This window comes from Variovorax sp. V93, assembly GCF_041154485.1.
In the GTDB taxonomy this organism is placed as follows: domain Bacteria; phylum Pseudomonadota; class Gammaproteobacteria; order Burkholderiales; family Burkholderiaceae_C; genus Variovorax; species Variovorax beijingensis_A.
Genome location: NZ_AP028669.1, coordinates 2,509,385 through 2,533,357 on the forward strand (window position 1 = coordinate 2,509,385; position 23,973 = coordinate 2,533,357).

The 23,973-nt window shown below is 64.9% G+C and carries 25 protein-coding genes; 17 read left to right on the forward strand and 8 right to left on the reverse strand.

Annotated elements, in window-relative coordinates:
* Window positions 1-126 precede the first annotated feature (126 nt).
* From ilvN to ACAM54_RS11920, 7 genes are all read left to right on the forward strand, one after another.
* Window positions 127-618 (forward strand): acetolactate synthase small subunit, encoded by a 492-nt coding sequence (ilvN, locus tag ACAM54_RS11890; RefSeq protein ID WP_012747479.1) that lies wholly within the window; start codon window positions 127-129, stop codon window positions 616-618.
* 55 nt (window positions 619-673) lie between these two features.
* A complete protein-coding gene (locus ACAM54_RS11895) occupies window positions 674-946 on the forward strand; it encodes a DUF4282 domain-containing protein (protein WP_145743648.1) in 273 nt (90 codons plus the stop codon).
* A 53-nt stretch (window positions 947-999) separates the two neighbouring features.
* Window positions 1,000-2,016, forward strand: coding sequence for a ketol-acid reductoisomerase (gene ilvC, locus ACAM54_RS11900; RefSeq protein WP_093054428.1), 1,017 nt, complete (start codon window positions 1,000-1,002; stop codon window positions 2,014-2,016).
* A gap of 184 nt (window positions 2,017-2,200) precedes the next feature.
* Complete coding sequence (gene pssA / locus ACAM54_RS11905) at window positions 2,201-3,025, forward strand: CDP-diacylglycerol--serine O-phosphatidyltransferase (RefSeq protein WP_021007106.1); 825 nt, start codon at window positions 2,201-2,203, stop codon at window positions 3,023-3,025.
* A 185-nt stretch (window positions 3,026-3,210) separates the two neighbouring features.
* Complete coding sequence (gene leuA, locus ACAM54_RS11910) at window positions 3,211-4,914, forward strand: 2-isopropylmalate synthase (RefSeq protein ID WP_369650800.1); 1,704 nt, start codon at window positions 3,211-3,213, stop codon at window positions 4,912-4,914.
* Window positions 4,915-4,964: 50 nt separating this feature from the next.
* Entirely contained in the window at window positions 4,965-6,503 is a 1,539-nt protein-coding gene (locus tag ACAM54_RS11915; RefSeq protein WP_369650801.1) for a 2-isopropylmalate synthase, read from the forward strand.
* A gap of 115 nt (window positions 6,504-6,618) precedes the next feature.
* The gene (locus ACAM54_RS11920) at window positions 6,619-7,803 is read left to right on the forward strand and encodes a serine hydrolase (protein ID WP_369650802.1); all 1,185 of its coding nucleotides are present in this window, start codon (window positions 6,619-6,621) and stop codon (window positions 7,801-7,803) included.
* Between the two features lie 70 nt (window positions 7,804-7,873).
* Here ACAM54_RS11920 and ACAM54_RS11925 read toward each other — a convergent pair whose 3' ends face one another.
* The 3 genes from ACAM54_RS11925 to aat are packed head-to-tail and all read right to left on the reverse strand — an operon-like array spanning window position 7,874 to window position 10,251.
* Window positions 7,874-8,719 carry an IclR family transcriptional regulator gene (locus tag ACAM54_RS11925; RefSeq protein WP_145743656.1) on the reverse strand — a complete coding sequence of 282 codons (846 nt, stop codon included), beginning with the start codon at window positions 8,717-8,719 and terminating at the stop codon, window positions 7,874-7,876.
* 30 nt (window positions 8,720-8,749) lie between these two features.
* Window positions 8,750-9,499 carry an arginyltransferase gene (locus ACAM54_RS11930; protein WP_192324529.1) on the reverse strand — a complete coding sequence of 250 codons (750 nt, stop codon included), beginning with the start codon at window positions 9,497-9,499 and terminating at the stop codon, window positions 8,750-8,752.
* A complete protein-coding gene (gene aat / locus ACAM54_RS11935) occupies window positions 9,496-10,251 on the reverse strand; it encodes a leucyl/phenylalanyl-tRNA--protein transferase (protein WP_145743660.1) in 756 nt (251 codons plus the stop codon). Before aat ends, ACAM54_RS11930 begins: the two co-directional genes overlap by 4 nt.
* A gap of 219 nt (window positions 10,252-10,470) precedes the next feature.
* On the opposite strand from aat, the gene ACAM54_RS11940 reads away from it, so the two are divergent.
* Genes ACAM54_RS11940 through ACAM54_RS11955 form a run of 4 tightly spaced genes read left to right on the forward strand, consistent with a single transcriptional unit; the run spans window position 10,471 to window position 14,504 of the window.
* Entirely contained in the window at window positions 10,471-12,801 is a 2,331-nt protein-coding gene (locus ACAM54_RS11940) for a xanthine dehydrogenase family protein molybdopterin-binding subunit (RefSeq protein ID WP_369650803.1), read from the forward strand.
* A gap of 36 nt (window positions 12,802-12,837) precedes the next feature.
* A complete protein-coding gene (locus ACAM54_RS11945) occupies window positions 12,838-13,749 on the forward strand; it encodes a helix-turn-helix transcriptional regulator (protein ID WP_369650804.1) in 912 nt (303 codons plus the stop codon).
* Window positions 13,728-14,087: a VOC family protein gene (locus ACAM54_RS11950; RefSeq protein WP_369650805.1), complete on the forward strand. Its 360-nt coding sequence runs from the start codon at window positions 13,728-13,730 to the stop codon at window positions 14,085-14,087. The genes ACAM54_RS11945 and ACAM54_RS11950 overlap by 22 nt, the downstream gene beginning before the upstream one ends.
* Window positions 14,088-14,102: 15 nt before the next feature.
* Complete coding sequence (locus ACAM54_RS11955) at window positions 14,103-14,504, forward strand: SRPBCC family protein (RefSeq protein WP_369650806.1); 402 nt, start codon at window positions 14,103-14,105, stop codon at window positions 14,502-14,504.
* Here ACAM54_RS11955 and pobA read toward each other — a convergent pair.
* Window positions 14,501-15,682: a 4-hydroxybenzoate 3-monooxygenase gene (gene pobA / locus ACAM54_RS11960; RefSeq protein ID WP_369650807.1), complete on the reverse strand. Its 1,182-nt coding sequence runs from the start codon at window positions 15,680-15,682 to the stop codon at window positions 14,501-14,503. The two genes, ACAM54_RS11955 and pobA, sit on opposite strands and share 4 nt — an antisense overlap.
* A 130-nt stretch (window positions 15,683-15,812) precedes the next feature.
* Here pobA and ACAM54_RS11965 point away from each other — a divergent pair, with 130 nt between their 5' ends.
* The 5 genes from ACAM54_RS11965 to ACAM54_RS11985 all read left to right on the forward strand — a co-directional run bounded on the left by ACAM54_RS11965 (window position 15,813) and on the right by ACAM54_RS11985 (window position 20,514).
* Entirely contained in the window at window positions 15,813-16,583 is a 771-nt protein-coding gene (locus tag ACAM54_RS11965) for an IclR family transcriptional regulator C-terminal domain-containing protein (RefSeq protein WP_145743670.1), read from the forward strand.
* Window positions 16,584-16,637: 54 nt separating this feature from the next.
* Entirely contained in the window at window positions 16,638-17,297 is a 660-nt protein-coding gene (locus ACAM54_RS11970; protein ID WP_028256376.1) for a response regulator, read from the forward strand.
* Entirely contained in the window at window positions 17,294-18,622 is a 1,329-nt protein-coding gene (locus tag ACAM54_RS11975) for an ATP-binding protein (RefSeq protein WP_369650808.1), read from the forward strand. The genes ACAM54_RS11970 and ACAM54_RS11975 overlap by 4 nt, the downstream gene beginning before the upstream one ends.
* A gap of 93 nt (window positions 18,623-18,715) precedes the next feature.
* Window positions 18,716-20,191, forward strand: a complete 1,476-nt coding sequence (locus tag ACAM54_RS11980) for a DegQ family serine endoprotease (protein WP_369650809.1) — start codon at window positions 18,716-18,718, stop codon at window positions 20,189-20,191.
* Between the two features lie 20 nt (window positions 20,192-20,211).
* Window positions 20,212-20,514 carry a hypothetical protein gene (locus ACAM54_RS11985; protein ID WP_369650810.1) on the forward strand — a complete coding sequence of 101 codons (303 nt, stop codon included), beginning with the start codon at window positions 20,212-20,214 and terminating at the stop codon, window positions 20,512-20,514.
* A 15-nt stretch (window positions 20,515-20,529) separates the two neighbouring features.
* Here ACAM54_RS11985 and ACAM54_RS11990 read toward each other — a convergent pair whose 3' ends face one another.
* The 3 genes from ACAM54_RS11990 to ACAM54_RS12000 form a co-directional block, all read right to left on the reverse strand.
* Window positions 20,530-20,739 (reverse strand): hypothetical protein, encoded by a 210-nt coding sequence (locus tag ACAM54_RS11990; protein WP_145743677.1) that lies wholly within the window; start codon window positions 20,737-20,739, stop codon window positions 20,530-20,532.
* A 226-nt stretch (window positions 20,740-20,965) separates the two neighbouring features.
* Window positions 20,966-21,214, reverse strand: a complete 249-nt coding sequence (locus ACAM54_RS11995; RefSeq protein WP_369650811.1) for a hypothetical protein — start codon at window positions 21,212-21,214, stop codon at window positions 20,966-20,968.
* A 105-nt stretch (window positions 21,215-21,319) separates the two neighbouring features.
* Window positions 21,320-21,727 carry a hypothetical protein gene (locus ACAM54_RS12000; RefSeq protein ID WP_369650812.1) on the reverse strand — a complete coding sequence of 136 codons (408 nt, stop codon included), beginning with the start codon at window positions 21,725-21,727 and terminating at the stop codon, window positions 21,320-21,322.
* Between the two features lie 267 nt (window positions 21,728-21,994).
* Between ACAM54_RS12000 and ACAM54_RS12005 the strand changes: the two genes are divergently transcribed.
* A complete protein-coding gene (locus ACAM54_RS12005) occupies window positions 21,995-22,279 on the forward strand; it encodes a hypothetical protein (protein WP_369650813.1) in 285 nt (94 codons plus the stop codon).
* A 121-nt stretch (window positions 22,280-22,400) separates the two neighbouring features.
* Here ACAM54_RS12005 and ACAM54_RS12010 read toward each other — a convergent pair whose 3' ends face one another.
* Window positions 22,401-23,315 carry a hypothetical protein gene (locus tag ACAM54_RS12010; RefSeq protein WP_369650814.1) on the reverse strand — a complete coding sequence of 305 codons (915 nt, stop codon included), beginning with the start codon at window positions 23,313-23,315 and terminating at the stop codon, window positions 22,401-22,403.
* Between the last annotated feature and the right edge of the window lie 658 nt (window positions 23,316-23,973).

Consider the following 23,973-nt stretch of genomic DNA (forward strand, 5'->3'; position numbering starts at 1 on the left):
CGCGGAACATTCGCTCAACTCTTTACTGACGAATCTATTGCCCGCCGAGCCCGCGCATTACCGTGCGCGGGGGAGGGCGGCGAAAGCAAAAGCTTCCGCGCAGGCGAAAAGAGGAGTCACGCAAACATGAAACACATCATCGCAGTGCTGCTGGAAAACGAGCCGGGTGCTCTTTCCCGCGTGGTGGGCCTGTTCTCGGCCCGCGGCTACAACATCGAATCGCTGACCGTCGCACCGACCGAGGACGCGAGCCTCTCGCGCATGACGATCGTCACGGCCGGCTCGGACGACGTGATCGAGCAGATCACCAAGCATCTGAACCGGCTGATCGAAGTAGTGAAGGTCGTCGACTTGACCGAAGGCGCGTATACGGAGCGCGAACTCATGATGGTGAAGGTGCGCGCAGTCGGCAAGGAGCGCGAGGAAATGATGCGCATGGCCGAGATCTTCCGCGGCCGCATCATCGACGTCACGGACAAGAGCTACACCATCGAACTCACCGGCGACCACGGCAAGAACGACGCTTTCCTGGAAGCGATCGACCGTAGCGCTATCCTCGAGACTGTCCGCACCGGTGCCAGCGGCATTGGGCGCGGCGAGCGCATCCTGCGCGTGTAGGGGGTGAAGATCCCCTCAGTTCCACTGTTCTAAACCAACGCACGAGGAGAAGGTAATGCAAGACTTGCTGGGCTTCGAGAAGATGGTCACCCCGATCGTCATCCGGATACTGTATTTCCTGGGGTTGCTGGTGGTATTGATTTCCGGCGTGGGCGCGCTCTTCAGCGGCGGCTTCAGAGGCATTCTTTCCGGCTTCGCCATCTTGATTTTTGGCGCGATCATGGTTCGCGTCTACAGCGAATTGCTGATCCTGCTGTTCCGCATTCACGACAACCTCGTGTCCATCAACCAGCAAATGAAGGACCGGAATCCCTCCGGCCAACTGTGAGTGAACGCACCCCCGCGCAGGGGGTGCCAGAGATTAAATAGGAAAGACGCATCATGAAGGTTTACTACGACAAGGACGCCGACCTCAGCCTCATCAAGGGCAAGACGGTCGCAATCATCGGTTACGGCTCGCAAGGCCATGCGCATGCGCAGAACCTGAACGACAGCGGCGTCAAGGTCGTGGTCGGCCTGCGCAAGGGCGGCGCCTCGTGGCCCAAGGTCGAGAAGGCCGGCCTCAAGGTCGCCGAAGTGGCCGACGCCGTGAAGGCCGCCGACGTGGTCATGATCCTGCTGCCCGACGAGCAGATCGCGAACGTCTACAAGAACGACGTCGCACCGAACATCAAGGAAGGCGCTTCGCTGGTCTTCGCGCACGGCTTCAATGTGCACTACGGCTTCGTTCAGCCGCGCGCCGACCTCGACGTGTGGATGGTCGCTCCCAAGGCCCCCGGCCACACCGTGCGCAGCACCTACACCCAAGGCGGCGGCGTGCCCCACCTCGTGGCCGTGCACCAGGACAAGACCGGCAAGGCGCGTGACCTCGCGCTGAGCTACGCTACCGCCAACGGCGGCGGCAAGGCCGGCATCATCGAGACCAACTTCCGCGAAGAAACCGAGACCGACCTGTTCGGCGAACAAGCGGTTCTGTGCGGCGGCACGGTCGAGCTGATCAAGGCCGGTTTCGAGACGCTGGTGGAAGCCGGCTATGCGCCCGAGATGGCGTACTTCGAATGCCTGCACGAGCTCAAGCTGATCGTCGACCTGATCTATGAAGGCGGCATCGCCAACATGAACTACTCGATCTCGAACAACGCCGAGTACGGCGAGTACGTCACCGGCCCGCGCGTCGTGACCGAAGAGACCAAGAAGGTCATGAAGCAAGTGCTCAAGGACATCCAGACCGGCGAATACGCCAAGAGCTTCGTGCTGGAAAACGCTGCCGGCGCCCCCACGCTGATCAGCCGCCGCCGCCTGAACTCCGAGCACCAGATCGAAGTCGTCGGCGAGAAGCTGCGCGCGATGATGCCGTGGATCAAGAAGAACAAGCTGGTCGACCAGACCCGCAACTGATCCGCCAATGAAGCGGGTGCCGCGGCACCCGTTTTCCGAGGGCCACCCGACGGGGTGGCCTTTTTTCATGAGGGGGCGAACCATCCCCCTGAACTACACTGCGAACCCATGCGATTTACAGATCAAGAAGCTATCGGATGGATGGCTGTTCGCGCAGTGCCCACGAGGGACGGAGGCAAATTCAATGCATGACGACACGGTTCCCGACGAAGTGCCGCCGCGCAAGCGCCGCAAGGGCATCTACATACTGCCGAACCTGTTCACGCTCGCCGCGCTGTTCGGCGGTTTCTATTCGGTCGTGATGGCGATGAACGCGCGCTTCGATCTTGCGGCGCTGGGCGTCTTCGCGGCAATGATCCTCGACAGCCTGGACGGCCGGGTGGCCCGCATGACCAACACGCAGAGCGCGTTCGGCGAGCAGATGGATTCGCTGTCCGACATGGTGTCGTTCGGCGCCGCTCCTGCACTCATCGCCTACGAATGGTCGCTCAAGGGCCTGGGCCGATGGGGCTGGATTGCGGCCTTCGTGTACTGCGCCTGCGCGGCGCTGCGGCTGGCGCGCTTCAACGTCAATACCGGCGTGGTCGACAAGCGCTGGTTCCAGGGGCTGCCGTCGCCGGCCGCGGCCGCATTGGTGGCCGGCTTCATCTGGCTCATGACCGAGTGGGGCAAGCGCGGCGGCGAGGTGCTGTATCTCTCGTGGACGCAGATCACGTGGATCACCTTCGCGTTCACACTCTATGCCGGGCTTTCGATGGTCACCAATGCGCCGTTCTACAGCTTCAAGGACGTCCAGATGAAGAAGAGCGTGCCTTTCGTGGTGATCGTGCTCATCGCGCTCGGCATCGCGGTCATCAATATCCATCCGCCCACGGTGCTTTTCGGCCTGTTCGTGGCCTATGGCCTGAGCGGCTATGTGGTCTACGCCTGGCGCAAGGCCAAGGGGCAGCAGGCGAGCGTGATCAGCACTTCGACCGAAGAGCCCGACGAGCGGGGCTTGCATAACTGAAGCCGGCTTGTGCTACATTCACAACCCTCATGACCAAGATTTCGCTGCTGGCCCTACTAGCCCTCCCTCACGGGCGGAGACGGTAGCGCACGCGCAAATCCCTCACCACGGCCCGTTCGCACCAGCAACGGGCCGTTTGTCTTTTGGGGTTGCTGGTTGATTCCAACCATCACAGAGAAATCGACATGCTGAAGCAACCTCAAGCCAAATACCGCGCATTCGCCCCGATCGGCCTCAAGGACCGCACCTGGCCCGATGTCGTGCTGACCAAGGCCCCGATCTGGCTGTCGACCGACCTGCGCGACGGCAACCAGGCGCTGGTCGAGCCGATGGACATCGCCCGCAAGATGCGGATGTTCGAGACGCTCGTGGCCATCGGCTTCAAGGAAATCGAGGTCGGCTTTCCCTCCGCCTCGCAAGTCGAGTTCGACTTCGTGCGCAAGCTGATCGAGGAAGACCGCATTCCCGACGACGTGACGATCCAGGTGCTGACGCAGGCGCGCGACCACCTCATTGCGCGCACCTTCGAATCACTGCAGGGCGCGCCGCGCGCCATCGTCCACCTCTACAACGCCGTGGCGCCGGTGATGCGCCGCGTGGTGCTCGGCATGGACGAAGACCAGATCGTCGAACTCGCGAGCAGCCATGCGCGCATGTTCAACGAATTCGCCGCCAAGCAGCCGGGCACGCAGTGGACCTTCCAGTATTCGCCCGAAATGTTCTCGGGCACGGATGTCGTGTTCTCCAAGCGCGTGGTCGATGCCGTGACGCAGGTCTGGGCGCCGACGCCAGAGCGCAAGTGCATCGTCAACCTGCCCACCACGGTCGAGCATTCCACGCCGAACATCTTTGCCGACATGATCGAGTGGATGCACCGCAACCTTGCGCGCCGCGATTCGATCGTGCTGTGCGTGCACCCGCACAATGACCGCGGCACCGGCACGGCGGCCGGCGAACTGGCGCTGATGGCAGGCGCCGAGCGCATCGAGGGCTGCCTGTTCGGCAACGGCGAGCGCACCGGTAATCTCGACCTCGTGAACGTCGCGCTCAACCTCTACACCCAGGGTGTTTCGCCCGAACTCGACTTCTCGAACATCGACGAGATCCGCGCGACGGTCGAGCACTGCAACCAGATCCCGGTGCATCCGCGCCACCCGTATGTGGGCGACCTCGTCTACACCTCGTTCTCCGGCTCGCACCAGGATGCGATCAAGAAGGCCTTCGCGGCACGCAAGGACGGCGATATCTGGGACATGCCCTACCTGCCCATCGACCCCAAGGACGTGGGCCGCAGCTACGAGGCCGTGATCCGCGTCAACAGCCAGTCGGGCAAGGGCGGCATGGCCTACCTGCTCGAGAGCGAGTACGGCCTCGAGATGCCGCGCCGCCTGCAGATGGAGTTCATGCAGACCGTGCAGCGCGTGATGGACGTGGCCGGCAAGGAACTCACCGCCGCCGACCTCTGGGAACTGTTCGTGCGCGAATACGGCCTCGAGGCCGCGCATTCGCTGCAGCACCGCGTGATCGAGGAAGAAGGCGAGGGCGCCAGCGCCTCGGTGGTGCTGCGCGGCGACCTGCCCTGGAACGGCGAGATCCGCGCCATCGAAGGCCGCGGCAACGGGCCGATCGACGCCTTCACGCAGGCGCTGAGCAAGGCCACCGGCCATTCCGTGCGCGTGATGGACTACCACCAGCACGCCATCGGCGCGGGCGCCGATGCCAGGTCGGTAGCGTACCTCGAGCTGCGCGTGGACGAGGCCCAGACGCTGTTCGGCGTGGGCATCGACGCGAACGTGATCTCCGCTTCGCTGAAGGCCATCGTCTCGGGCGTGCAGCGCGCGCGGACCCGCGGCGCGCACAGCGCACAATCGGTGGTTGAGCTCGCCTGACGCCGTCCCCGCCGTACGCGCAAGGTGTAAATGAACCAAGGAGATCCACGATGACCGACCAACTCATTATTTTCGACACCACCTTGCGCGACGGCGAGCAGTCGCCGGGCGCTTCGATGACGCGCGACGAGAAGATGCGCATCGCCAAGCAGCTCGAACGGCTCAAGGTCGACGTCATCGAAGCCGGCTTTCCAGCCAGTTCGAACGGCGACTTCGAGGCCGTCAGGGCCATTGCCAACGCCATCAAGGATTCGACGGTGTGCGGCCTGTCGCGCGCCAACGACCGCGACATCTCGCGCGCGGCCGAGGCGCTCAAGGGCGCGGCGCGCGGGCGCATCCACACCTTCATCGCGACCTCGCCGCTGCACATGGAAAAGAAGCTGCGCATGTCGCCCGACGAAGTGCACGAGCAGGCGAGGCTCGCCGTGCGCTTTGCGCGCAACCTCGTGTCCGACGTGGAGTTCAGCCCCGAGGACGGCTACCGCAGCGATCCCGACTTTCTCTGCCGCGTGCTGGAGACCGTGATCAACGAGGGCGCCACCACCATCAACGTGCCCGACACCGTGGGCTACGCCATTCCCGAGCTCTATGGCAACTTCATCAAGATGCTGCGCGAGCGCGTGCCCAACAGCGACAAGGCCATCTGGTCGGTGCACTGCCACAACGACCTCGGCATGGCGGTGGCCAACTCGCTGGCGGGCGTGAAGATCGGCGGTGCGCGCCAGGTGGAGTGCACGATCAACGGCCTGGGCGAGCGTGCGGGCAACTGCTCGCTCGAGGAAGTGGTGATGGCGGTCAAGACGCGCAGGGACTACTTCGGCCTCGACATCAATATCGACACACGGCACATCGTGGCCGCGAGCCGCATGGTGAGCCAGACCACCGGCTTCGTGGTGCAGCCCAACAAGGCCGTGGTGGGCGCGAACGCCTTCGCGCACGCCTCGGGCATTCACCAGGACGGCGTGCTCAAGGCCCGCGACACCTACGAGATCATGCGGGCCGAAGACGTGGGCTGGGCCGCCAACAAGATCGTGCTGGGCAAGCTCAGCGGCCGCAATGCATTCAAGCAGCGGTTGCAGGAACTGGGTGTGACCATGGCCAGCGAGGCCGACATCAACACGGCCTTCATGCACTTCAAGGAACTGGCCGACCGCAAGTCCGAAATTTTCGACGAGGACATCCTTGCGCTGGTCAGCGCGGAAGAGCACTCGAACGTTGACGAACAGTTTGCTTTTGTCTCGCTCTCGCAGCACAGCGAAACCGGCGAACGTCCCCAGGCCAAGGTTGTCTTCACCGTTCAGGGCAAGGAAGTCACCAGTGAATCCGACGGAAATGGCCCGGTTGATGCTTCTCTCAAGGCCATCGAATCGCACGTCAAGAGTGGCGCGGAAATGGTGCTTTACTCGGTCAATGCGATAAGTGGCTCGACAGAAAGCCAAGGAGAGGTTACAATTCGGTTACAAAATGCGGGGCGGGTGGTCAACGGTGTCGGGGCAGATCCGGACATCGTGGTTGCGTCGGCAAAGGCTTATTTGAGTGCGCTCAACAAGTTACAGAGCCAAGCTGAGAAAGTGGCGGCACAAGGTTAGGTGACAGGCGGTTCTTGTTATTCGATTGAAGAACAGGTCGCAAGTAACTGATATTGCGTGCCTTTTTTGATTTGGATACACTGCGGTTCTCATTTTCGCCGCTGGAGATTTAATAATGTCTGAAACCCGCCCCCGCCGAGTTTCCAGCCAGCGGTTCTTGCCCGCAGTCAAATTCGTCGCCGTCGCGCTCTGCGCCACGGCGTTTTTGCTGTCCGGTGCACAGGCCGCCAAGAAGGAAAAAACAACCGCAGCCAAGACCGCCGTGGCCAAGAAGGCCGCAGGACCGGTGCCGGTCGAAGTCAAGCGTTCTGCCAAGGCGCCGCGTGGCGCCAAGGTCGCCGATCGAAGCGAGAAGGTCGTCCGTGGCGGCCGCAACGTGGTGGCTTCCATTCGCCAGAAGAACGGCAAGACGGTGGTTGCCGTGCAACGCCGTTCGGTGGTCCGCGTCGAGACGCCGGCACGCCAGTCCTTCGGGCAACTGGCCGGCCTGCACGGAACCGATGACGCACTCGACCTGAAATCGAGCGTGGCGCTCGTGATCGACCAGGACACGCATGAAGTGCTGTTCAGCAAGAACGACCATGCGGTGCTTCCGATCGCGTCGCTCACCAAGCTGATGACCGGCCTCCTGATCAGCGAAGCGCATCTTCCGAACGACGAGCTGATCACCATCACCCAGGACGACGTGGATACCGAGAAGGGCAGCCGTTCGCGCCTGACGGTCGGCACCACGCTGTCGCGCGGCGAGCTCCTGCACCTGGCCCTGATGTCGAGCGAAAACCGCGCGGCGCATGCACTGGGCCGCACCTATCCCGGCGGCCTCGCAACCTTCGTGAGCATCATGAACGCCAAGGCAAAGATGCTCGGCATGAAGGACACGCGCTACGTGGAACCCACCGGCCTGTCGAGCCGCAACCAGTCGAGCGCGCAGGACCTCGCCCTGCTCGTCAATGCCGCCTATTCCGACGCCACGGTGCGCTCGCTGTCGACCTCGCCTGAATACCAGGTCGAGGTGGGCAACCGCGTGCTGCAGTTCAACACGACCAACCGTCTCGTGAAGAGCCCGGATTGGGAAATTGGCGTGCAGAAGACGGGCTACATCTCCGAAGCCGGCCAGTGCCTCGTGATGCAGGCCAAGGTGGCGGGGCGCAAGCTGATCATGGTGTTCCTGGATTCGGCCGGCAAGTTCAGCCGCATTGCCGATGCGGAACGCGTTCGCCGCTGGGTCGAGGCCACGCACGCTTCGACGGGCTCGCCGGCTGCATCGCGCAGCACGTCGGCCTACCAGGTCGCCGGTTGATCGGCTGGCCGCCCTGAGCAGGGCGCGTTGGCAGGCAGCAGGGCCGCGGCGCGGCCCGCTGGCGGGGTCGTCAGCCTGCCACGGAGCCTGAAGTGCCGCTTGTGCTGGCCGCCGCGGAACCCGTCGAGGCCGCCGCTCCAGCATCCTTGTAGCCAAGCGCCCCCGAGATTTCGTTGGCCGTGGCCTGCAGCTTGGGCAGCCATCCTTCGTCGAGCCGGTCCGCAGGTGCGGAAATCGACAATCCCGCCACCAGTTTGCCCTGGTCGTCGTAGATGCCGGCGGCCATGCAGCGCACGCCCAGTTCGAGCTCCTCGTTGTCGCGCGCAATGCCGTACTGGCGCGCCTTCGACAGCTCGCGCTCGAGTGCGGGCAACTGCGTGATGCTGTTGCGCGTGTGGCCGGCCAGGCCGGTTCGCGTGGCGTAGCTGCGCACGCGCTGCGGATCATCGGCCGCCAGGAACAGCTTGCCGGTGGAGGTCAGGTGCAGGGCAGCCCGCCCGCCGATGGCGCGCACCACCTGCATGCCCGAACGCTCGCTGTACGAGCGCTCGATGTAGACGATTTCGTCGCCCTGGCGCATGCTGAGGTTGACGGGCTGCTGGGTGAGCTTGTGCAGCTCGCGCATCGGCCCCAGGGCGGCGTCGCGCACGTTGAGCCGGCCCTTGACCAGGTTGCCGAGTTCCAGCAGCCGCATGCCGAGCCGGTAGCTGCCGGCCTCGGGCCGATCGACAAAACGGCCGACCGCCAGGTCGTTGAGGATGCGGTGGGTGGTGGAGGGGTGCAGGCCCGTCTTCTCGCTGATTTCCTTCAGCGAAATGGCCTCCTCGCGCGAGGCGAGCACGTCGATCAGCGCGAACATGCGCTCGATCACCTGGATGACTGGAACGGCAGGAACGTCGGATTGGTTTTTTCTCATGGCGCGATGCGGTGTGGACCGGGCGCCATTTTACCTTGTGAAATCAGATGGTGCTTGCCAGCGTCCGTCGATCAGCAGTTCGTGCGGCGCAAAGCGCGCCTTGTAGTTCATCTTGGCGCTGCCTTCGATCCAGTAGCCGAGATAGACGTGCGGCAGGCCGAGCTTGCGCGCCTGCTCGATCTGCCACATCACGCTGTAGGTGCCGTAGCCTGCGCTGCTGTCGGGTTCGTAGAAGGTGTAGACCGCAGAAATGCCGTCGTTCAGCACATCGAGTATCGACACCATCTTGAGCGCGCCGGCCGTGCCGTCGGGCAGTGCCTCGCGGAATTCGACGAGCCTGGAGTTGACGCGGCTCTGCAGCAGGAACTGGGTGTACTGGTCGATGCTGTCGTGGTCCATGCCGCCGCCGGCGTGGCGGCCGGTCTGGTAGCGCAGATAGAGCTTGTAGTGCTCTGGCACGAAGCACAGCTTGAGCACGCGCGCCAGCAGGTTCTGGTGCTGCTTCACGGCGCGGCGCTGGCTGCGGCTGGGGTGGAAGCTGTTGACCAGCACGCGCAGCGGTATGCAGGCGCGGCAACCGTCGCAGTAGGGCCGGTAGGTGAACATGCCGCTGCGCCGGAAGCCGCTGAGCACCAGGTCGGAGTAGGCGTCGTTGTGGATCAGATGGCTGGGCGTGGCCACCTGCGAGCGGGCCTGGCGGTCCGGCAGGTAGCTGCAGGGGTAGGGCGCCGTCGCGTAGAACTGCAGCGTGTGAAGCGGAAGATCCTTGAGGTGCGTCACGTCGGTCCGGAAGGTCGCGCGGAAAGGAGTTCTGCCCAGTATACGGGCTCGAAATGCCACTGTGGCCCCTGTTGTTCCCGGGCCCTCGCGACGTGCGCGACGAAGCGGCTGCGCGATATTTCGCGGGCTCCCAGGCTGGCCAGATGGGAGGTGTTCTGCTGGCAGTCGATCATCTTCACCTGGAAGCGGCGGCACAGGCACACCAGCGCGGCCAGCGCGATCTTGGAGGCGTCCGGACGGCGCGTGAACATTGATTCGCCGAACACCGCGCGCCCCAGCCCCACGCAGTAGAGGCCGCCCGCGAGCTTGCCGTCGATCCAGGTTTCCACGCTGTGCGCGTGGCCGGCCCGGTGCATCGCCATGTAGGCCTGCACCATGTCCGGCACGATCCAGGTGCCCGATTGGCCGGTGCGCGGCGATTGCGAGCAGGCCGCGATGACCGAGGCGAAGTCATGGTCGATCCGCACCTCGCAGCCGGCGGTCTGCGTGAAGCGGGCCAGGGTCTTGCGCAGCGACCTGTGGAGCCTGAATTCGGCCACCTGCAGCACCATGCGGGGGTCGGGGCTCCACCAGAGAATCGGCTGGTCTTCGCTGAACCAGGGGAACACGCAGCGGCCGTAGGCGTGCACCAGGGTGTCGACGTCGAGCGCGCCGCCGGCGGCGAGCAGGCCGGGTACGGGGTCGTGCTCGCCCCAGGCGGAGGCGGGGTCGGGCAGCGCGTCGCCGGGTTCGAGCCAGGGCAGTTGTTGCATGGCCGTAGGTATACACGGCTTCGCCCGCGCTTCGGCCGAGGCCGGAAAAATGCCCATCCTGCAGCGGGAAGGCAAACGATTGCAGCCCGCGCGCCACAGGCGCCGCCCGTGAAGCGCACAAGACTATCCGAAGCCCATATAGTGCTGCTTCCCATTCGCACTCCATACGGACCCGCCGGGCCAGCGTTGCCCGGTACCGGCCTGCCCAAGAGGACCACGTTGACCACTGATTCCATCCCCACCCGTTTCGGCAGCGGCCAGGCAGTGCGCCGCCTCGAGGACGAGAGCCTGCTGTCCGGCGCAGGCCGCTACACCGACGACGTTGCGCTCCCCGGCCAGACGCATCTCGTCTTTCTTCGGTCGCCCTATCCGCATGCACGCATCGTGTCGATCGACACGGCCGCCGCCGCCGCCATGCCCGGCGTGCTGCGCGTGATCACCGGCGCCGAGCTGGCCGAGGCCGGCGTCAAGCCGATGCCGGGCGCCGTGGGCTTCAAGCGGGCCGACGGCAGCGACTGCGCCAGCCCGCCGCGCCTGGCCCTGGCGCATGGCAGAGCCCGCTTCGTGGGCGAGGCCGTGGCCGCGGTGGTGGCCGAAACCGTCCAGCAGGCACGCGATGCCGCCGAGGCGGTGGTGGTCGACTACGAGGCGCTTCCCATGGTGGTCGACCTCGCAAGCGCCACCGCCGACAGTGCGCCGCTGCTGTGCGATGAAGCCACCGGCAACGTCGCCGCCGAAATGCGCCATGGCAGCAGCGACGCCGCAACAGCCGCCTTTGCCAAGGCGAAGCACGTGGTCGCGCTCGACGTGGTCAACCAGCGCGTGGTGGCGCTGACCATCGAGCCGCGCTCGGTGCTCGCGGCGCCCGACGCCGAATCCGGCCGCCTGACCATCCGCATGAGCACCCAGATGCCTTCGGGCGTACGCGATTCGATCTGCGCCGCCATCGGCCTCGCGAAAGAAAAGGTGCGCGTGGTGGTGGGCGACGTGGGCGGCGGCTTCGGCATGAAGACCGGCGCCTATCCCGAAGACATCGCCGTGGCCTTTGCCGCGCTGCAGGTCAAGCGCCCCGTGAAATGGGTGGCCGACCGCAGCGAAGAGTTTCTTTCGAGCGCGCACGGCCGCGACATCGAAGCCAAGGCCGAACTCGCACTCGACGCCGACGGAAAGATCCTTGCGCTGCGCATCAAGACGCTGGCCAACGTCGGCGCCTATGCCACCGGCACCGGCGTGGCGATCCAGCTCCTGATCGGCCCCTGGGTGCAGACCAGCGTCTACGACATCCAGACCATCGACTTCCATTTCAAGGCGGTGCTCACCAACACCGCGCCCACCGGCGCCTACCGTGGCGCGGGCCGTCCCGAGGCGATCTTCACCATCGAGCGATTGATGGACGAGGCCGCCCGTCAGACCGGCATCGACCGCGTCGCGCTGCGCCGCCGCAACTTCATCCGCCCCGAGCAGATGCCCTACAGGAACCCGATGGCGCAGACCTACGACACCGGCAAGTTCGAGTCGGTGATGGACCAGGCACTGGCATTGGCCGACTGGCATGGCTTCGAGGCCCGCGCCGCCGAGTCAGCGCGGAACGGCAAGCACCGCGGCCTGGGCATTGCCACCTTTCTCGAATGGACCGGCGGCAACGTGTTCGAGGAGCGTGTCACGGTCTCGGTGCAGGCCGATGGCGTGATCGAGGTGTTCTCGGCCGTCAACGCCATGGGGCAGGGCATTGCCACCTCGCTCGCGCAGCTGGCGGTCGATGCCTTCGGCGTGCCGATCGAGAAGGTGCGCGTGGTGCTCGGCGACACCGACCGCGGCGACGGCTTCGGCAGCGCCGGTTCGCGCTCCCTGTTCACCGGCGGCTCGGCGGTTCGCATCGGCGCCGAGCGCACCATCGACAAGGCGCGCACGCTCGCGGCCCAGGAGTTCGAAGCCGCCATCGACGACATCACCTACACCCGCGGCGTCTTCACCGTGGCCGGCACCGACCTGGAACTCGACCTGTTCGCGCTGGCGGGCAAGCAGCCCGGGCGCGAGATCTTCGTCGACTCGACCAGCACCGTGGCCGGGCCGACCTGGCCCAACGGCTGCCACGTCTGCGAGATCGAAATCGATCCGCCCACAGGCGAGATCAGCGTGGTGGCCTACAGCTCGGTCAACGACGTGGGCCGCGTGATCAACCCGATGATCGTTCGCGGCCAGCTCGAAGGCGGTGCAGTGCAAGGCATCGGCCAGGCGCTTTACGAGCAGGTGGTGTACGACAACGAAACCGGCCAGCCGCTCACCGGCAGCCTCATGGACTACGCCGCGCCGCGCGCGGACATCGTCCAGGCCATGTTCCACATGGAAATGGACGAGTCGACCCCGTGCGCCAACAATCCGCTCGGCGTGAAGGGCGTGGGCGAGCTGGGCACCATTGGCGCCACGCCGGCCATCGTGAACGCCGTGGCCGACGCCTTCGCGCGCAACGGTCTTGCGGCCAGCGCTCCGCACCTGCACATGCCGCTGAGCCCGGCGCGCGTGTGGCAGGCCATGCACACCGTCGACTGAGCGTCTCCAGGCCGGTGATCGAAGGGCGCACGCACCATGCTCGTCACCACCGAACTGCAGACCGATGCGATCCGCGTGTCGAGCTACCGCTGCGACGCCCGGCCCGGCGCGCGGCCGTTCACCGAGATGCACACCGAGCATTCGGTTTCGTACGTACGCAAGGGCAGCTTCGGCTACCGCACGCGCGGCAACGCCTACGAGCTGGTGGCCGGGTCCGTGCTGGTGGGCTGTCCGGGCGACGAGTACGTCTGCACCCACGATCACCATGTCTGTGGCGATGAATGCCTGGCGTTCCATCTGTCGCCGGGCTTCGTCGACCTGATCGGCGGCGACCAGCGGGCCTGGCACACGGCAGGACTTCCGCCGCTGCCCGAACTGATGGTGCTTGGCGAGCTTGCGCAGGCCGCGGCGGAGGGGCGCAGCGATGCGGGACTCGACGAGCTGGGCATGTGGTTCGCGAGCCGTTTCGTCGAGGTGGTGGAAGGGCGCGGCAAACCCGCGCCGCCATCCGCCGCCGCACGCGACAGGCGCCGTGCGGTCGATGCAGCGATGTGGATCGACGCGAATTCGCAGGACGACATCGGCCTCGAAACCGCGGCCTCCGAAGCGGGACTGAGTCCGTTCCATTTCCTGCGCCTGTTTTCGCAGGTGCTCGGCGTCACGCCGCACCAGTACCTGGTCCGCTCGCGCCTGCGCCACGCGGCGCGGCTGCTGGTGGACGACGACCGGCCCGTGACCGACGTGGCCTTCGAGGTCGGCTTTGCCGACCTGAGCAACTTCGTTCGCACCTTCCACCGCGCGGCCGGCGTGTCGCCGCGCGGCTTTCGCCAGGCTGCCAAGGGCGATCGCAAGATTTTCCAAGACCGCCTGGCCGCCCTGTTCAATGATGACCGCCTGATTCATTCATCGAGCAGAAAGTCATCGCCATGTACGACCACATCGGACTGAAAGTCAAAGACCTTGCCGCGAGCCGGCGCTTCTACGAGGCTGCGCTCGCGCCGCTCGGCCATGTGCCGGGCTCCTACGACGACAGCTATGCCGGCATAGGTCCCGCCGGCGAGCCCGCGCTCTGGCTCTATGCGGCCGAGGGCGCCAAAGGACCGGGAACACACATCGCATTCCGTGCGGCCGATCACAAGGCTGTCGAGGCCTTCCACAAGGCGGGCTTGAAGGCTGGCGGCACAGACAATGGCGGCGCCGGCCCGCGTACCGACTACAGCCCGACCTACTACGCGGCCTTCCTGATCGACCCGGACGGCAACAACGTGGAGGCGGTCTGCCCCTGAAGGCGCGCACAACCCATGGCAACGATCTACAAGGAATTCATCGTGGAAGCCGATGCGGCGCGGATCTGGGACGCGTTGCGCGACTTCGGCGCCGTGCACACGCGCCTTGCGCCCGGCTTTCTCACGGGCTGCAAACTGGACGGGGAGGGCGCGCGCATCGTCAGTTTTGCCAACGGCCTGGTGGCGCGCGAGCTGCTCGTGGGCATCGACGAGCCGAACCGCCGGCTGGCCTACACCGTCACCGACGGCAAGGCCAGCCACCACCACGCATCGGCCCAGGTGTTCGCGCTGGGTGAAGGCCGCTCGCGCTTCGTCTGGATCACCGACGTGCTGCCCGACGAACTCGCGGCCTACATCGAGCCGATGATGGCGCAGGGCGGGCTGGCGATGAAGAAGACGCTGGAAGCGGCCGGCTAGAAGTCTTCGAGCGGCAGGCCCACGTAGTTCTCCGCCAGCGCGGTGGAGGCCGCGTGCGAATGCACGAGGTAGTCGAGTTCGGCTTCCTGGATCTTCTGGCCGAAGGCGCCGGTTTCGGGAAAGCGGTGCATCAGCGAGGTGAACCACCACGAGAAGCGTTCCGCCTTCCAGACGCGGCGCAGGCAGAGGTCGGAATACCGGTCGAGCGCGGAGGCCGATTTCTCGCCGTAGAAGATCTCGAGCGCCCGTGAGAGGTAGCCCACGTCGGCCGTTGCCAGGTTGAGGCCCTTGGCGCCGGTCGGCGGCACGATGTGCGCGGCGTCGCCGGCCAGGAACAGTGTGCCGAAGCGCATCGGTTCGGCCACGAAGCTGCGCAGCGGCGCAATGCTTTTCTCGAGCGAGGGGCCGGTCACCAGCCGCTCGCGGGCTTCGGGGTCGAGCCGTGCGCGCAGCTCGTTCCAGAAGGCCTCGTCGCTCCAGCTCTGGACCTTCTCGTCGGCCGGCACCTGCACGTAGTAGCGGCTGCGATGCGCGCTGCGCATGCTGCACAGCGCAAAGCCGCGCTCGGTGTTGGCGTAGATCAGTTCGTGCGACACCGGCGGCACGTCGGCCAGCACGCCGAGCCAGCCGAAGGGGTAGATCTTCTCGTAGGTCTGGATGGCGCCGGCCGGCACGCTGGCGCGGCTCACGCCGTGGTAGCCATCGCAGCCGGCGATGAAATCGCATTCGATCTCGTGCGTCTGCCCGTCCTTCTCGTAGCGCACGCGCGGGCGCGGCGAATCGAAGCCGTGCAGGCTGACATTGGCGGCGCTGTAGATGGTGGCGAGGCCTTCGGCCGAACGCGCTTCCATCAGGTCGCGCGTCACTTCGGTCTGGCCGTAGACCGTGACCTGCTTGCCGTCTGTCAGGCCGTGCATGTCGATGCGGTGCCGGGCGCCCTTGAACAGCAGTTCGATGCCTTCGTGCGGCAGCCCTTCGGCCTTGGCGCGCGCATCGACGCCCGCGCGCGCCAGCAGGTCCATGGTGACCTGTTCGAGCACGCCGGCGCGGATGCGCCCGAGCACGTAGTCGCCGCTCTGGCGCTCGACGATGACGTTGTCGATGCCGGCCTTGAAAAGCAGCTGCCCGAGAAGCAGGCCTGCCGGGCCCGCGCCGATGATCGCGACCTGTGTGCGCATGTTCGTGTCTCCAATGGTTTTCCGAGAGCGTAGGACGTGTGCGACCGGATGTCGCGGCGTGCGGCAAGGCTCTGTGCGATCATGCGAATGGCTGCGCGATCATCGCGCAACACTTCGCACATTGAACCAGATGACCATCGCCAAGGCCGACTTCATCGAGGGCATCGCCAAGGGAATGGCGGTGCTCGAAAGCTTCGACACCGAGCGCCAGCGCCTCAACGCCACGCTGGCCGCCGAGCGCGCCGGCCTCACGCGTGCCGCCGCGCGCCGGCATCTGCTCACGCTGGCCCACCTGGGCTACCTGGAGACCGACGGCAGCTATTTCTGGATGGCGCCCAAGGTGCTGCGCTTCTCGGGCAGCTACCTGGCGTCGTCGCGCCTGCCGCGCGCGCTGCAGCCCACGCTGAACCGGCTGGCGGCGCAGACCGGCGAATCGTTCTCGGCCGTGGTGCTCGATGGCGAAGAGGCGGTCATCATCGCGCGCAGCGGCGCCTACGGCACGCCGACCCGCGTGCTGGCCTATGGCCTGCACTTGGGCGCCCGCTTGCCGGCCCATGCCACCTCGACAGGCCGGGTGCTGCTCGCGGCCATGGCGCCGGCCCAGTTCACGCAGTGGCTCAAGGGGCGTCACCTTGCGCGGCTCACGCCGCACACCACCACCCAGGCGCGCGGCCTGCGACAGCTGATCGCCCGCGTGCGCAAGGACGATTACTGCTTTGCCAGCGAAGAGCACGAGCTCGGCGTGCAGGCGCTCGCGGTGCCGCTGCGCGACATGCAGGGCCGCACGGTGGCCGCGCTCAACGTGGTGCTGTCCGGCACGCGCTACCAGGAGGAGACGCTCCAGCGCGAGATGCTGCCGCTGCTCTTCGAGGCGGCGCGCGAAGTCCGGTCGCTGCTGTGAGATGAACTTCCACGCGGCCGCCGCCTCGAATCCCGAAACGGACAAGACAACACCATGCGACTCCTGCTTCTCGAAGACGACGTGATGATCGGCGAGGCCGTGCTCGACCTGCTGCGCGCCGAGCAGTACGCGGTGGATTGGGTGAAGGACGGCGAGGCGGCCGAGTCCGCACTGCGCACCCAGCAGTACGACCTCGTGCTGCTCGACCTGGGCGTGCCGCGCCGCGACGGGCTCGAGGTGCTGCGCAGCCTGCGCGCCCGCAAGCAGCGCATGCCGGTGCTGATTGCCACCGCGCGCGACTCGGTGCAGCAGCGCATCGAAGGGCTCGATGCGGGGGCCGACGACTACGTGCTGAAGCCCTACGACCTCGACGAGCTGCTGGCCCGCATCCGCGCCCTGCTGCGCCGCGCCGCGGGGCGCGCCGAGCCGGTGTACGAGCACATGGGCGTGAGCATCAACCCCGCCACGCGCGAGGTCGCGGTGGATGGCCAGCCGGTGGTGCTTTCGGCGCGCGAATGGGCCGTGCTCGAACCGCTGATCGCGCGGCCCGGCATGGTGCTGTCGCGCGCCCAGCTCGAGGAAAAGCTCTACAGCTGGAAGGATGAAATCAGCAGCAATGCGGTCGAGGTCTACGTGCACGGCCTGCGCAAGAAACTCGGCGCAGAGCTGATCCGCAACGTGCGAGGCGTCGGCTACATGGTGCCGAAGGCATGATCCGCACGCTGACCGGATCGCTGCGTGCGCGCCTGCTGTGGTTTTTGCTCGCGGCCATCGTGCTGGCCGCCGGCGCGCAGGCGCTGGTGGCCTATCGCACGGTGCTGAAGGAGGCCGACGAGATCTTCGACTACCACATGCAGCAGATGGCGCTGTCGCTGCGCGCGGGCTTGCCGCCGAGCGCGGCCGTGGGCGGCCTGGGCAGCGGCGAGCAGAACTTCGACTTCGTGGTGCAGGTGTGGACCGCCGACGGCGTGCGTATCTTCGAATCGGCCGAGCAGGCCGCGCTGCCGCAGCTGGCGGTGCTGGGCTTTGCCGACGTGCGCGCGCGCGGCACCACCTACCGCGTGTTCTCGATGCAGACGAGCGGGCTGGTGATCCAGGTTGCGCAGGACATGGCGGCACGCCGCAACATGGCCGGCGCACTGGCCCTGCGCACCATCGCGCCGGTGGCGCTGATGGCGCCGCTGCTCATGCTGGTGGTGTGGTGGGTGGTGAGCCGGTCGCTCGCGCCGGTGGCGCGCGTGCGGGGGCAGGTCGCGTCGAGGCAGGCCGACGATCTTTCTCCCGTGAGCGAGGAGAACCTGCCCGACGAGGTGCGTCCTCTGGTGCAGGAGCTCAACCTCCTGTTCGACCGGGTGCGGCACGCCTTCGATGCGCAGAAGCACTTCGTGGCCGATGCCGCGCACGAGCTGCGCTCGCCGCTGGCCGCGCTCAAGCTGCAGGTGCAAGGCCTGCAGCGCGCCTCCGATGCCGCGTCGCGCGAACTCGCGGTGAGCCGGCTGGTGGCAGGCATCGACCGCGCGACGCGTCTGGTCGAGCAGATGCTCGCCCTGGCCCGGCACGAGGCCAGCATGGCTGCGGGGGCCAAGCCGGAACCGGTCGACCTCAGCGAAGTGGCGCGCCTGGCCATCTCGGACGCAGTCGCGGCCGCGCAGGCCCGGCGCATCGACATCGGCATCTCGCATGCCGACCCGGCCGTGGTGAACGGCCAGCCCGAGGCGCTGCGCATGCTGCTGCGCAACCTGATCGACAACGCCGTCAAGTACACGCCAGAAGAGGGACGGGTCGACGTCGGCATAGCAAGCCTGGGCACGGCGGTCGAGCTGAGCGTGGACGACAGCGGCCCCGGCTTGCCCGAGGACGAGCGCGAACGCGTGCTCGACCGCTTCTACCGCTCGGGCGAGCCGCAGGCGCCGGGCAGCGGCCTCGGGCTGGCGATCGTGAAGTCGATCGCCGAGATGCACGGCGCCACGGTCGCGCTCGCGGCTTCGCCGACGCTGGGCGGCTTGCGGGTACTGGTGCGCTTTGCTGCCAAGGCCTGAACCGCCGTCCGCGGTTTAAGCCGCGCTTAAGCCGGCGGGCCGACATTCCTTCCATCGTGTTTGCGTGCAGACGCATTGAAAGGAAAGCTAGAAATGAACACCCGCCTGACTTCTCCCCATGCCCTGGTTCTTGCCCTGGCGACCGCCGGGGTGATCGGTGCCGTCGGTGCCGGCGCCTACACCAGTGCCCGCGCCGTGAATGCGCCGACCACCAATGCCACGAGCGTGGCGCCCGCGGCCATGGTGACGCTGCCCGACTTCTCCACCATCACCTCGCGCGACGGCCCTGCGGTGGTCAACATCAGCGTGACCGGTACCGCCAAGGCGTCCGAGGACCAGGCCGCAGCCGAGATGCAGGGCATCGACCCGGACGATCCGATGTTCCAGTTCTTCCGCCGCTTCCAGGGCCAGATGGGCCCGCGCTCCCAGCAGCGCGAGGTGCCGGTGCGGGCGCAGGGCTCGGGCTTCATCGTGAGCCCCGACGGCATCATCATGACCAACGCACACGTCGTGAAGGATGCCAAGGAGGTCACAGTCAAGCTGACCGACCGGCGCGAATACCGCGCGAAGGTGCTCGGCGCCGATGCCAAGACCGACATCGCGGTGCTCAAGATCGACGCCAAGAACCTGCCCACGCTCGCGCTCGGCAACACCAAGGACCTGAAGGTCGGCGAATGGGTGCTGGCCATCGGCTCGCCCTTCGGCTTCGAGAGCACAGTGACGGCCGGCGTGGTGAGCGCCAAGGGCCGCTCGCTGCCCGACGACAGCTACGTGCCGTTCATCCAGACCGACGTGGCGGTGAACCCCGGCAACTCCGGCGGCCCGCTGCTCAACACGCGTGGCGAAGTGGTCGGCATCAACTCGCAGATCTACAGCCGCAGCGGCGGCTATCAGGGCGTGTCCTTTGCCATTCCGATCGACGTGGCGGTACAGGTGAAGGACCAGATCGTCGCGACCGGCAAGGCCACGCATGCGCGGCTCGGCGTGGCGGTGCAGGAAGTGAACCAGGCCTTTGCCGATTCCTTCAAGCTCGACAAGCCCGAGGGTGCACTGGTCTCCAACATCGAGAAGGGCGGCCCCGGCGACAAGGCCGGCCTGAAGGCGGGCGACGTGATCCGCAAGGTCGACGGCCAGCCCATCGTCTCGTCGGGCGACCTGCCTGCGGTCATCGGGCAGCAGACGCCGGGCAAGAAGGTCACGCTCGAAGTCTGGCGCCAGGGCGAGCGGCAGGAGCTTTCGGCCAAGCTCGGCGATGCGAGCGACAAGCCGGTGCAGGTTGCCAAGAACGACAGTGCGGCGGGGCAGGGCAAGCTCGGCCTTGCGCTGCGGCCGCTGCAGCCTCAGGAAAAGCGCGAAGCCGCCATCGAGAACGGGCTGCTCGTCGAGGATGTGGCGGGGCCGTCCGCCATGGCCGGGGTGCAGGCGGGCGACGTGCTGCTGGCCATCAACGGCACGCCCGCCAGGAGCCTGGAGCAGGTGCGCGAGGTGGTGGCCAAGGCCGACAAGTCGGTGGCGCTGCTGATCCAGCGCGGCGAGGACAAGATCTTCGTGCCGGTGCGGATCGGCTGAAGCCCGCGCCAGGACAAAAGATGGCTTCATCCGAGGGCGGCCTTTCGGCACACATCCTGCCCACGTCGGCCACCATGATCGGGGTGTGCATGACCGTGATGTCGATCGGCCACCTGGGCCCGCGCGACGACCTGCGGCTGCTGATCGACCGCCTGCTGGCCATCGACGCACTGGTCTTCCTCGCCAGCGCACTCCTGTCTTTCATCTCGATGCGCTCGCGCAGTTCGGGCGTACGGCTGGAGGCCTGGGGCGAGATGGTCTTCATCGCGGGCCTCGCGCTGCTGGCCCTGGGCGCGGTGACGCTGGCGTTTGCGCTGCGCTGAGGCCGGCGCCCCGGCTCAGGATTCCTTGTTGCCCGGATCCTTGTCGGGAGCCTGCGCGTCGAGTTCGTCCTTGACGGACCGGTTTCCTCGAAGGACCAGGAAGAGCACGGCGCCCAGGCCAATGGCAACAATCACGGCAATGAATCCGCCGCCGGAGGCCCACCACCAGAACAGACCGCCTGCAACAAGCAGCAGCGCGGTGATGAGTAGAGATTTCAAGTGCATGGCGCGAGGCGATAGTACGTTGGCGCTAATGTACGCGTCGTTACCGTTCGGCGCCCAATTTGTATTCTGGGATATACCCTCTTTTTTGCTTTGCCGCAGGGACGTAGCACTCCATCGATGGGGCTTGTGCTGCCCGTTCCACCGTGTCGGTGAGCAGGCGAACTCGAAGGAAGGGATGAGCCACTCGTCCCAGGCTGGAAGAACCTGAAGCGAGCGAAGGGGGCGGTCACCCGTATGCCAGTGCGAGTTCCGTGATTCCTTCCGATGTGATCTTCACGACCACCGCGGATTCGTAGTTCCTGAACGAACTGCGAAGATCGAGCGGCGGGGAGATGTCCGCCTCGACGCAGCCCAGGGCCTTGAGCGTCGCGATGGCCTGGATCAACTCCGGATCCCGGACATGAACCGGGAACCTGGCATGTTCGAGTTCGAGCAGGTACTCAATGGGTGTCGCTGGCACGATGGGGAACATCATGGCCCAACCGTGTCGGCTTGTGTTCAGCCTGCGTTGATGAGATTCGTGCGGATCACCCTACAGGCGTCGGACCGGGTGCACGACCACAACAGGCCCGATGCTCACTCAGACTGGCCGCACGTCGAAGAACGCTTCATCGGTGTCCCCAAGGTCGCGAAAGCCGGCAGTTCGGGCCGCGTCGTAGGCCTTCATCCATCGCCTGGCGAGCGCCATCTCTTCTCTCGTGAGATCGGCTTCGCTGGACTCGCTGGCATTGTGGAAGGCGCGCAATGCACGCATGACGTCGCCGCCGAGATGCCGGTCGAGCTCGCGCCGGAAGCGCTGCTCCGAGACCTTGACGGCGTCCGCTGCCGGGTGCGGGTAGTCGGCAAGCCGCACGGTGTAGGCAACCCGGGGTTCGGGCTCGATGTCTTCGAACCTGAAAGGCGGGTCTTCCGAGGCATCGATCTGCCGGATCGTGGCCTCTTGCGTTGGAGCCGCAGCCTGGGGGTAAAAAAGTTCGGCTTGGTTCATGTTCATTTCTCCTGCGTCTTCTTGCTGGAAAGCGCCTGACCTTCGAACGGGTATCTCGACCCTCCGCATCAAGACTGTATGAATATACAGTAATATTGCGCTTGAACCCACTTTTGCAGTTGCCCCCGAATCTTGGTTTTGCGGGGCCCTTGGCGACATCGCCGAGGATTCCGCCCAGCCGTGTGCTGGGCGTTTTTTTATCTGATGCGACCGGACAGTCGAGGTTGTCCGACATGCCGAAGCGCGGATCCGGACGAGCATCGCGCCATGCAGCCACTCCGCCGGATTGCAGTCACTGTGATCGAAGAGGAAGAGGGCGCCTACCGCTGGCGCCTGATCGAGTTCGAGGGCAAAGGCTGGCATGTTCTCAGCCAGCAGTCGAGGTCCATGAAGACCTACAAGGCCGCGATGGCCGCCGGGCTGCTCGAGTTGCAGAAGATGGTCGACGATCTTGATGCCGGGCCGCGCGAGGATGAGCCCGAGCCCGCGAAGGCCAGAAAGAAGAGCGGCTCTGTCTTCGGTTTCGGATTCGGGCTGCCGAAGATAGGGTGAGGCGCCTCAAAAGGAAATGCCCGCTACCTTTTGAGCAGTGGGTCCAGAGGCCTAGCAGTCGGCAGTGGCCCCAGCACCCGCAGAAGCACGAATGCTCGGTCTCATTGAACCTGGGGCATCCTTAGAGCGATTCAGCAGCCTGTTTTTCAACTTCATAAACAGGCAATCCTTTGATCATGTCAAGTCGCTTGTTTGCCGTTACATATGAAAGATTGCCGTATTCATCTCTGCTTTCACGGTAGTTGGATGGCGAATATGCGGCTTCAACTGACAAGACTTCAACCCTGTCGTTTAATAAATCTTTGCGAACATAGAAAGCATTGTTGCCAGCCGCGTTTGTCCCAACCAGTGCATAGCCTTTCTTGTCTGCAAGATAAGTCATGGCTGCGAGTGAGGCGCCCCAATACAGATTCGAATGATGGATATTGGTCCTGTAAAAGTCGGCTTGGTAGGGAATGGTAATTTTTCTATTTGCCCCAAATACAGGATTGTATTCGCAAATAAGTATGCGTGGCTTGAAGCTTTTTATTGCTTCGAGTATGAAAAAATCGTTGCCGTCCAGGTCTATGGACAGTATCCCTAAATCTTCTTCGAAGCCGCTTGCTGCGAGTATGTCTTCAATATTTTCCTTTGTAATGAATCTGTCGACTGAATTCAAGTGGTGTTTCCAGTAGAAGTATGAGTTTTTTAATCGCTGGATGTTGGACGTAGAGCCGTCGATTACGAAGCCTTTCCAATCGTCCTTCATTAGCAAGAAGCGGCAGTTGGACTCGAAAAAATCTTCCACCCCAAACTCAATGAAAGTTTTATTTTTTATTTCTATTGACTTTGTCAGGTGCTGGATGATTCCATCCTCACCCCATTGTGAAAAAACCTTGAACTCGTAGTCTTTAAGATTTTTGGTTGTCCTGCCATCATTCAGGCTGGAGAGTATGATGCCTTGATTGATCTTTATCTCATCGAATCTCTGATTGATGTTGGCGAGGGTCGACAAAGCTTGTTTAAGCCTGGCGATTGCTTTTTTCAAGTAGTTCATGTTGGCTCTTTTGCTGATGAGTGCGTTGGTTCCAGGCGACGCACGTTTGTCGGGTGTTGCGCAACAATTCGCGCCATTGAGTGATAAACATCAACCCAGCCGCCGTACCCAGCAAATGATCCTGAGGGTTCAAGACAATTCGAAGTGCAGTCCGGAACCTGGCGATAAAAGCAGGTTAGGGGTGCCAGAAGCCTGCGCAAAGTGACATTTGTCCTTTTTCATATGAGTGAAACGCCCCGGTTCTTCGTCTTCGATGGCGATCACCCGTGATCGACCGCGACCGTAATGACGAAGACGGGCTATCAGGACGTGCTGACTTGTGCAACCCTGGCAATCGGGCGGGGTTTGGGAGGCGATCGGACACACGCTATCGGCGAACCTGATTCAGCTGTGGCTGATGCAGTACGACCGGGGCGAGCTCAGCACCAAGGAGGCCGAAGCATCGGGCATCGCGGAGTAAGAAGCCAAGGTCACGGCCTCGGGGTGGCCGGCTTCACCTGCATCCGGGTTGCCACGGGCGGTGGCGGGCGCGATCGACGGGTTGATCTCCCCGAGGATGCGGCGGCCACGGGCTGTGGCCAGCCTCGCGGGGCATGCCTCGGCGACTACTGGATATTTGGCGATTGCCAAACAAGACGCCCCAAAAGGAAATGCCCCG

Bases quoted from the DNA above. Each gene is read 5' to 3' on its own strand.
- ACAM54_RS11920 (WP_369650802.1), top strand. From the start codon at position 6,619: ATGTCTGAAACCCGCCCCCGCCGAGTTTCCAGCCAGCGGTTCTTGCCC.
- ACAM54_RS11980 (WP_369650809.1), top strand. From the start codon at position 18,716: ATGAACACCCGCCTGACTTCTCCCCATGCCCTGGTTCTTGCCCTGGCG.
- ACAM54_RS11945 (WP_369650804.1), top strand. From the start codon at position 12,838: ATGCTCGTCACCACCGAACTGCAGACCGATGCGATCCGCGTGTCGAGC.
- ilvC (WP_093054428.1), top strand. From the start codon at position 1,000: ATGAAGGTTTACTACGACAAGGACGCCGACCTCAGCCTCATCAAGGGC.
- pssA (WP_021007106.1), top strand. From the start codon at position 2,201: ATGCATGACGACACGGTTCCCGACGAAGTGCCGCCGCGCAAGCGCCGC.
- ACAM54_RS11895 (WP_145743648.1), top strand. From the start codon at position 674: ATGCAAGACTTGCTGGGCTTCGAGAAGATGGTCACCCCGATCGTCATC.
- ACAM54_RS11915 (WP_369650801.1), top strand. From the start codon at position 4,965: ATGACCGACCAACTCATTATTTTCGACACCACCTTGCGCGACGGCGAG.
- ACAM54_RS12005 (WP_369650813.1), top strand. From the start codon at position 21,995: ATGCAGCCACTCCGCCGGATTGCAGTCACTGTGATCGAAGAGGAAGAG.
- ACAM54_RS11995 (WP_369650811.1), bottom strand. From the start codon at position 21,214: ATGATGTTCCCCATCGTGCCAGCGACACCCATTGAGTACCTGCTCGAA.
- ACAM54_RS11985 (WP_369650810.1), top strand. From the start codon at position 20,212: ATGGCTTCATCCGAGGGCGGCCTTTCGGCACACATCCTGCCCACGTCG.
- ACAM54_RS11970 (WP_028256376.1), top strand. From the start codon at position 16,638: ATGCGACTCCTGCTTCTCGAAGACGACGTGATGATCGGCGAGGCCGTG.
- ACAM54_RS11990 (WP_145743677.1), bottom strand. From the start codon at position 20,739: ATGCACTTGAAATCTCTACTCATCACCGCGCTGCTGCTTGTTGCAGGC.
- ilvN (WP_012747479.1), top strand. From the start codon at position 127: ATGAAACACATCATCGCAGTGCTGCTGGAAAACGAGCCGGGTGCTCTT.
- ACAM54_RS11955 (WP_369650806.1), top strand. From the start codon at position 14,103: ATGGCAACGATCTACAAGGAATTCATCGTGGAAGCCGATGCGGCGCGG.
- aat (WP_145743660.1), bottom strand. From the start codon at position 10,251: ATGCAACAACTGCCCTGGCTCGAACCCGGCGACGCGCTGCCCGACCCC.
- ACAM54_RS11965 (WP_145743670.1), top strand. From the start codon at position 15,813: ATGACCATCGCCAAGGCCGACTTCATCGAGGGCATCGCCAAGGGAATG.
- leuA (WP_369650800.1), top strand. From the start codon at position 3,211: ATGCTGAAGCAACCTCAAGCCAAATACCGCGCATTCGCCCCGATCGGC.
- ACAM54_RS12000 (WP_369650812.1), bottom strand. From the start codon at position 21,727: ATGAACCAAGCCGAACTTTTTTACCCCCAGGCTGCGGCTCCAACGCAA.
- ACAM54_RS11975 (WP_369650808.1), top strand. From the start codon at position 17,294: ATGATCCGCACGCTGACCGGATCGCTGCGTGCGCGCCTGCTGTGGTTT.
- pobA (WP_369650807.1), bottom strand. From the start codon at position 15,682: ATGCGCACACAGGTCGCGATCATCGGCGCGGGCCCGGCAGGCCTGCTT.
- ACAM54_RS11925 (WP_145743656.1), bottom strand. From the start codon at position 8,719: ATGAGAAAAAACCAATCCGACGTTCCTGCCGTTCCAGTCATCCAGGTG.
- ACAM54_RS11950 (WP_369650805.1), top strand. From the start codon at position 13,728: ATGTACGACCACATCGGACTGAAAGTCAAAGACCTTGCCGCGAGCCGG.
- ACAM54_RS12010 (WP_369650814.1), bottom strand. From the start codon at position 23,315: ATGAACTACTTGAAAAAAGCAATCGCCAGGCTTAAACAAGCTTTGTCG.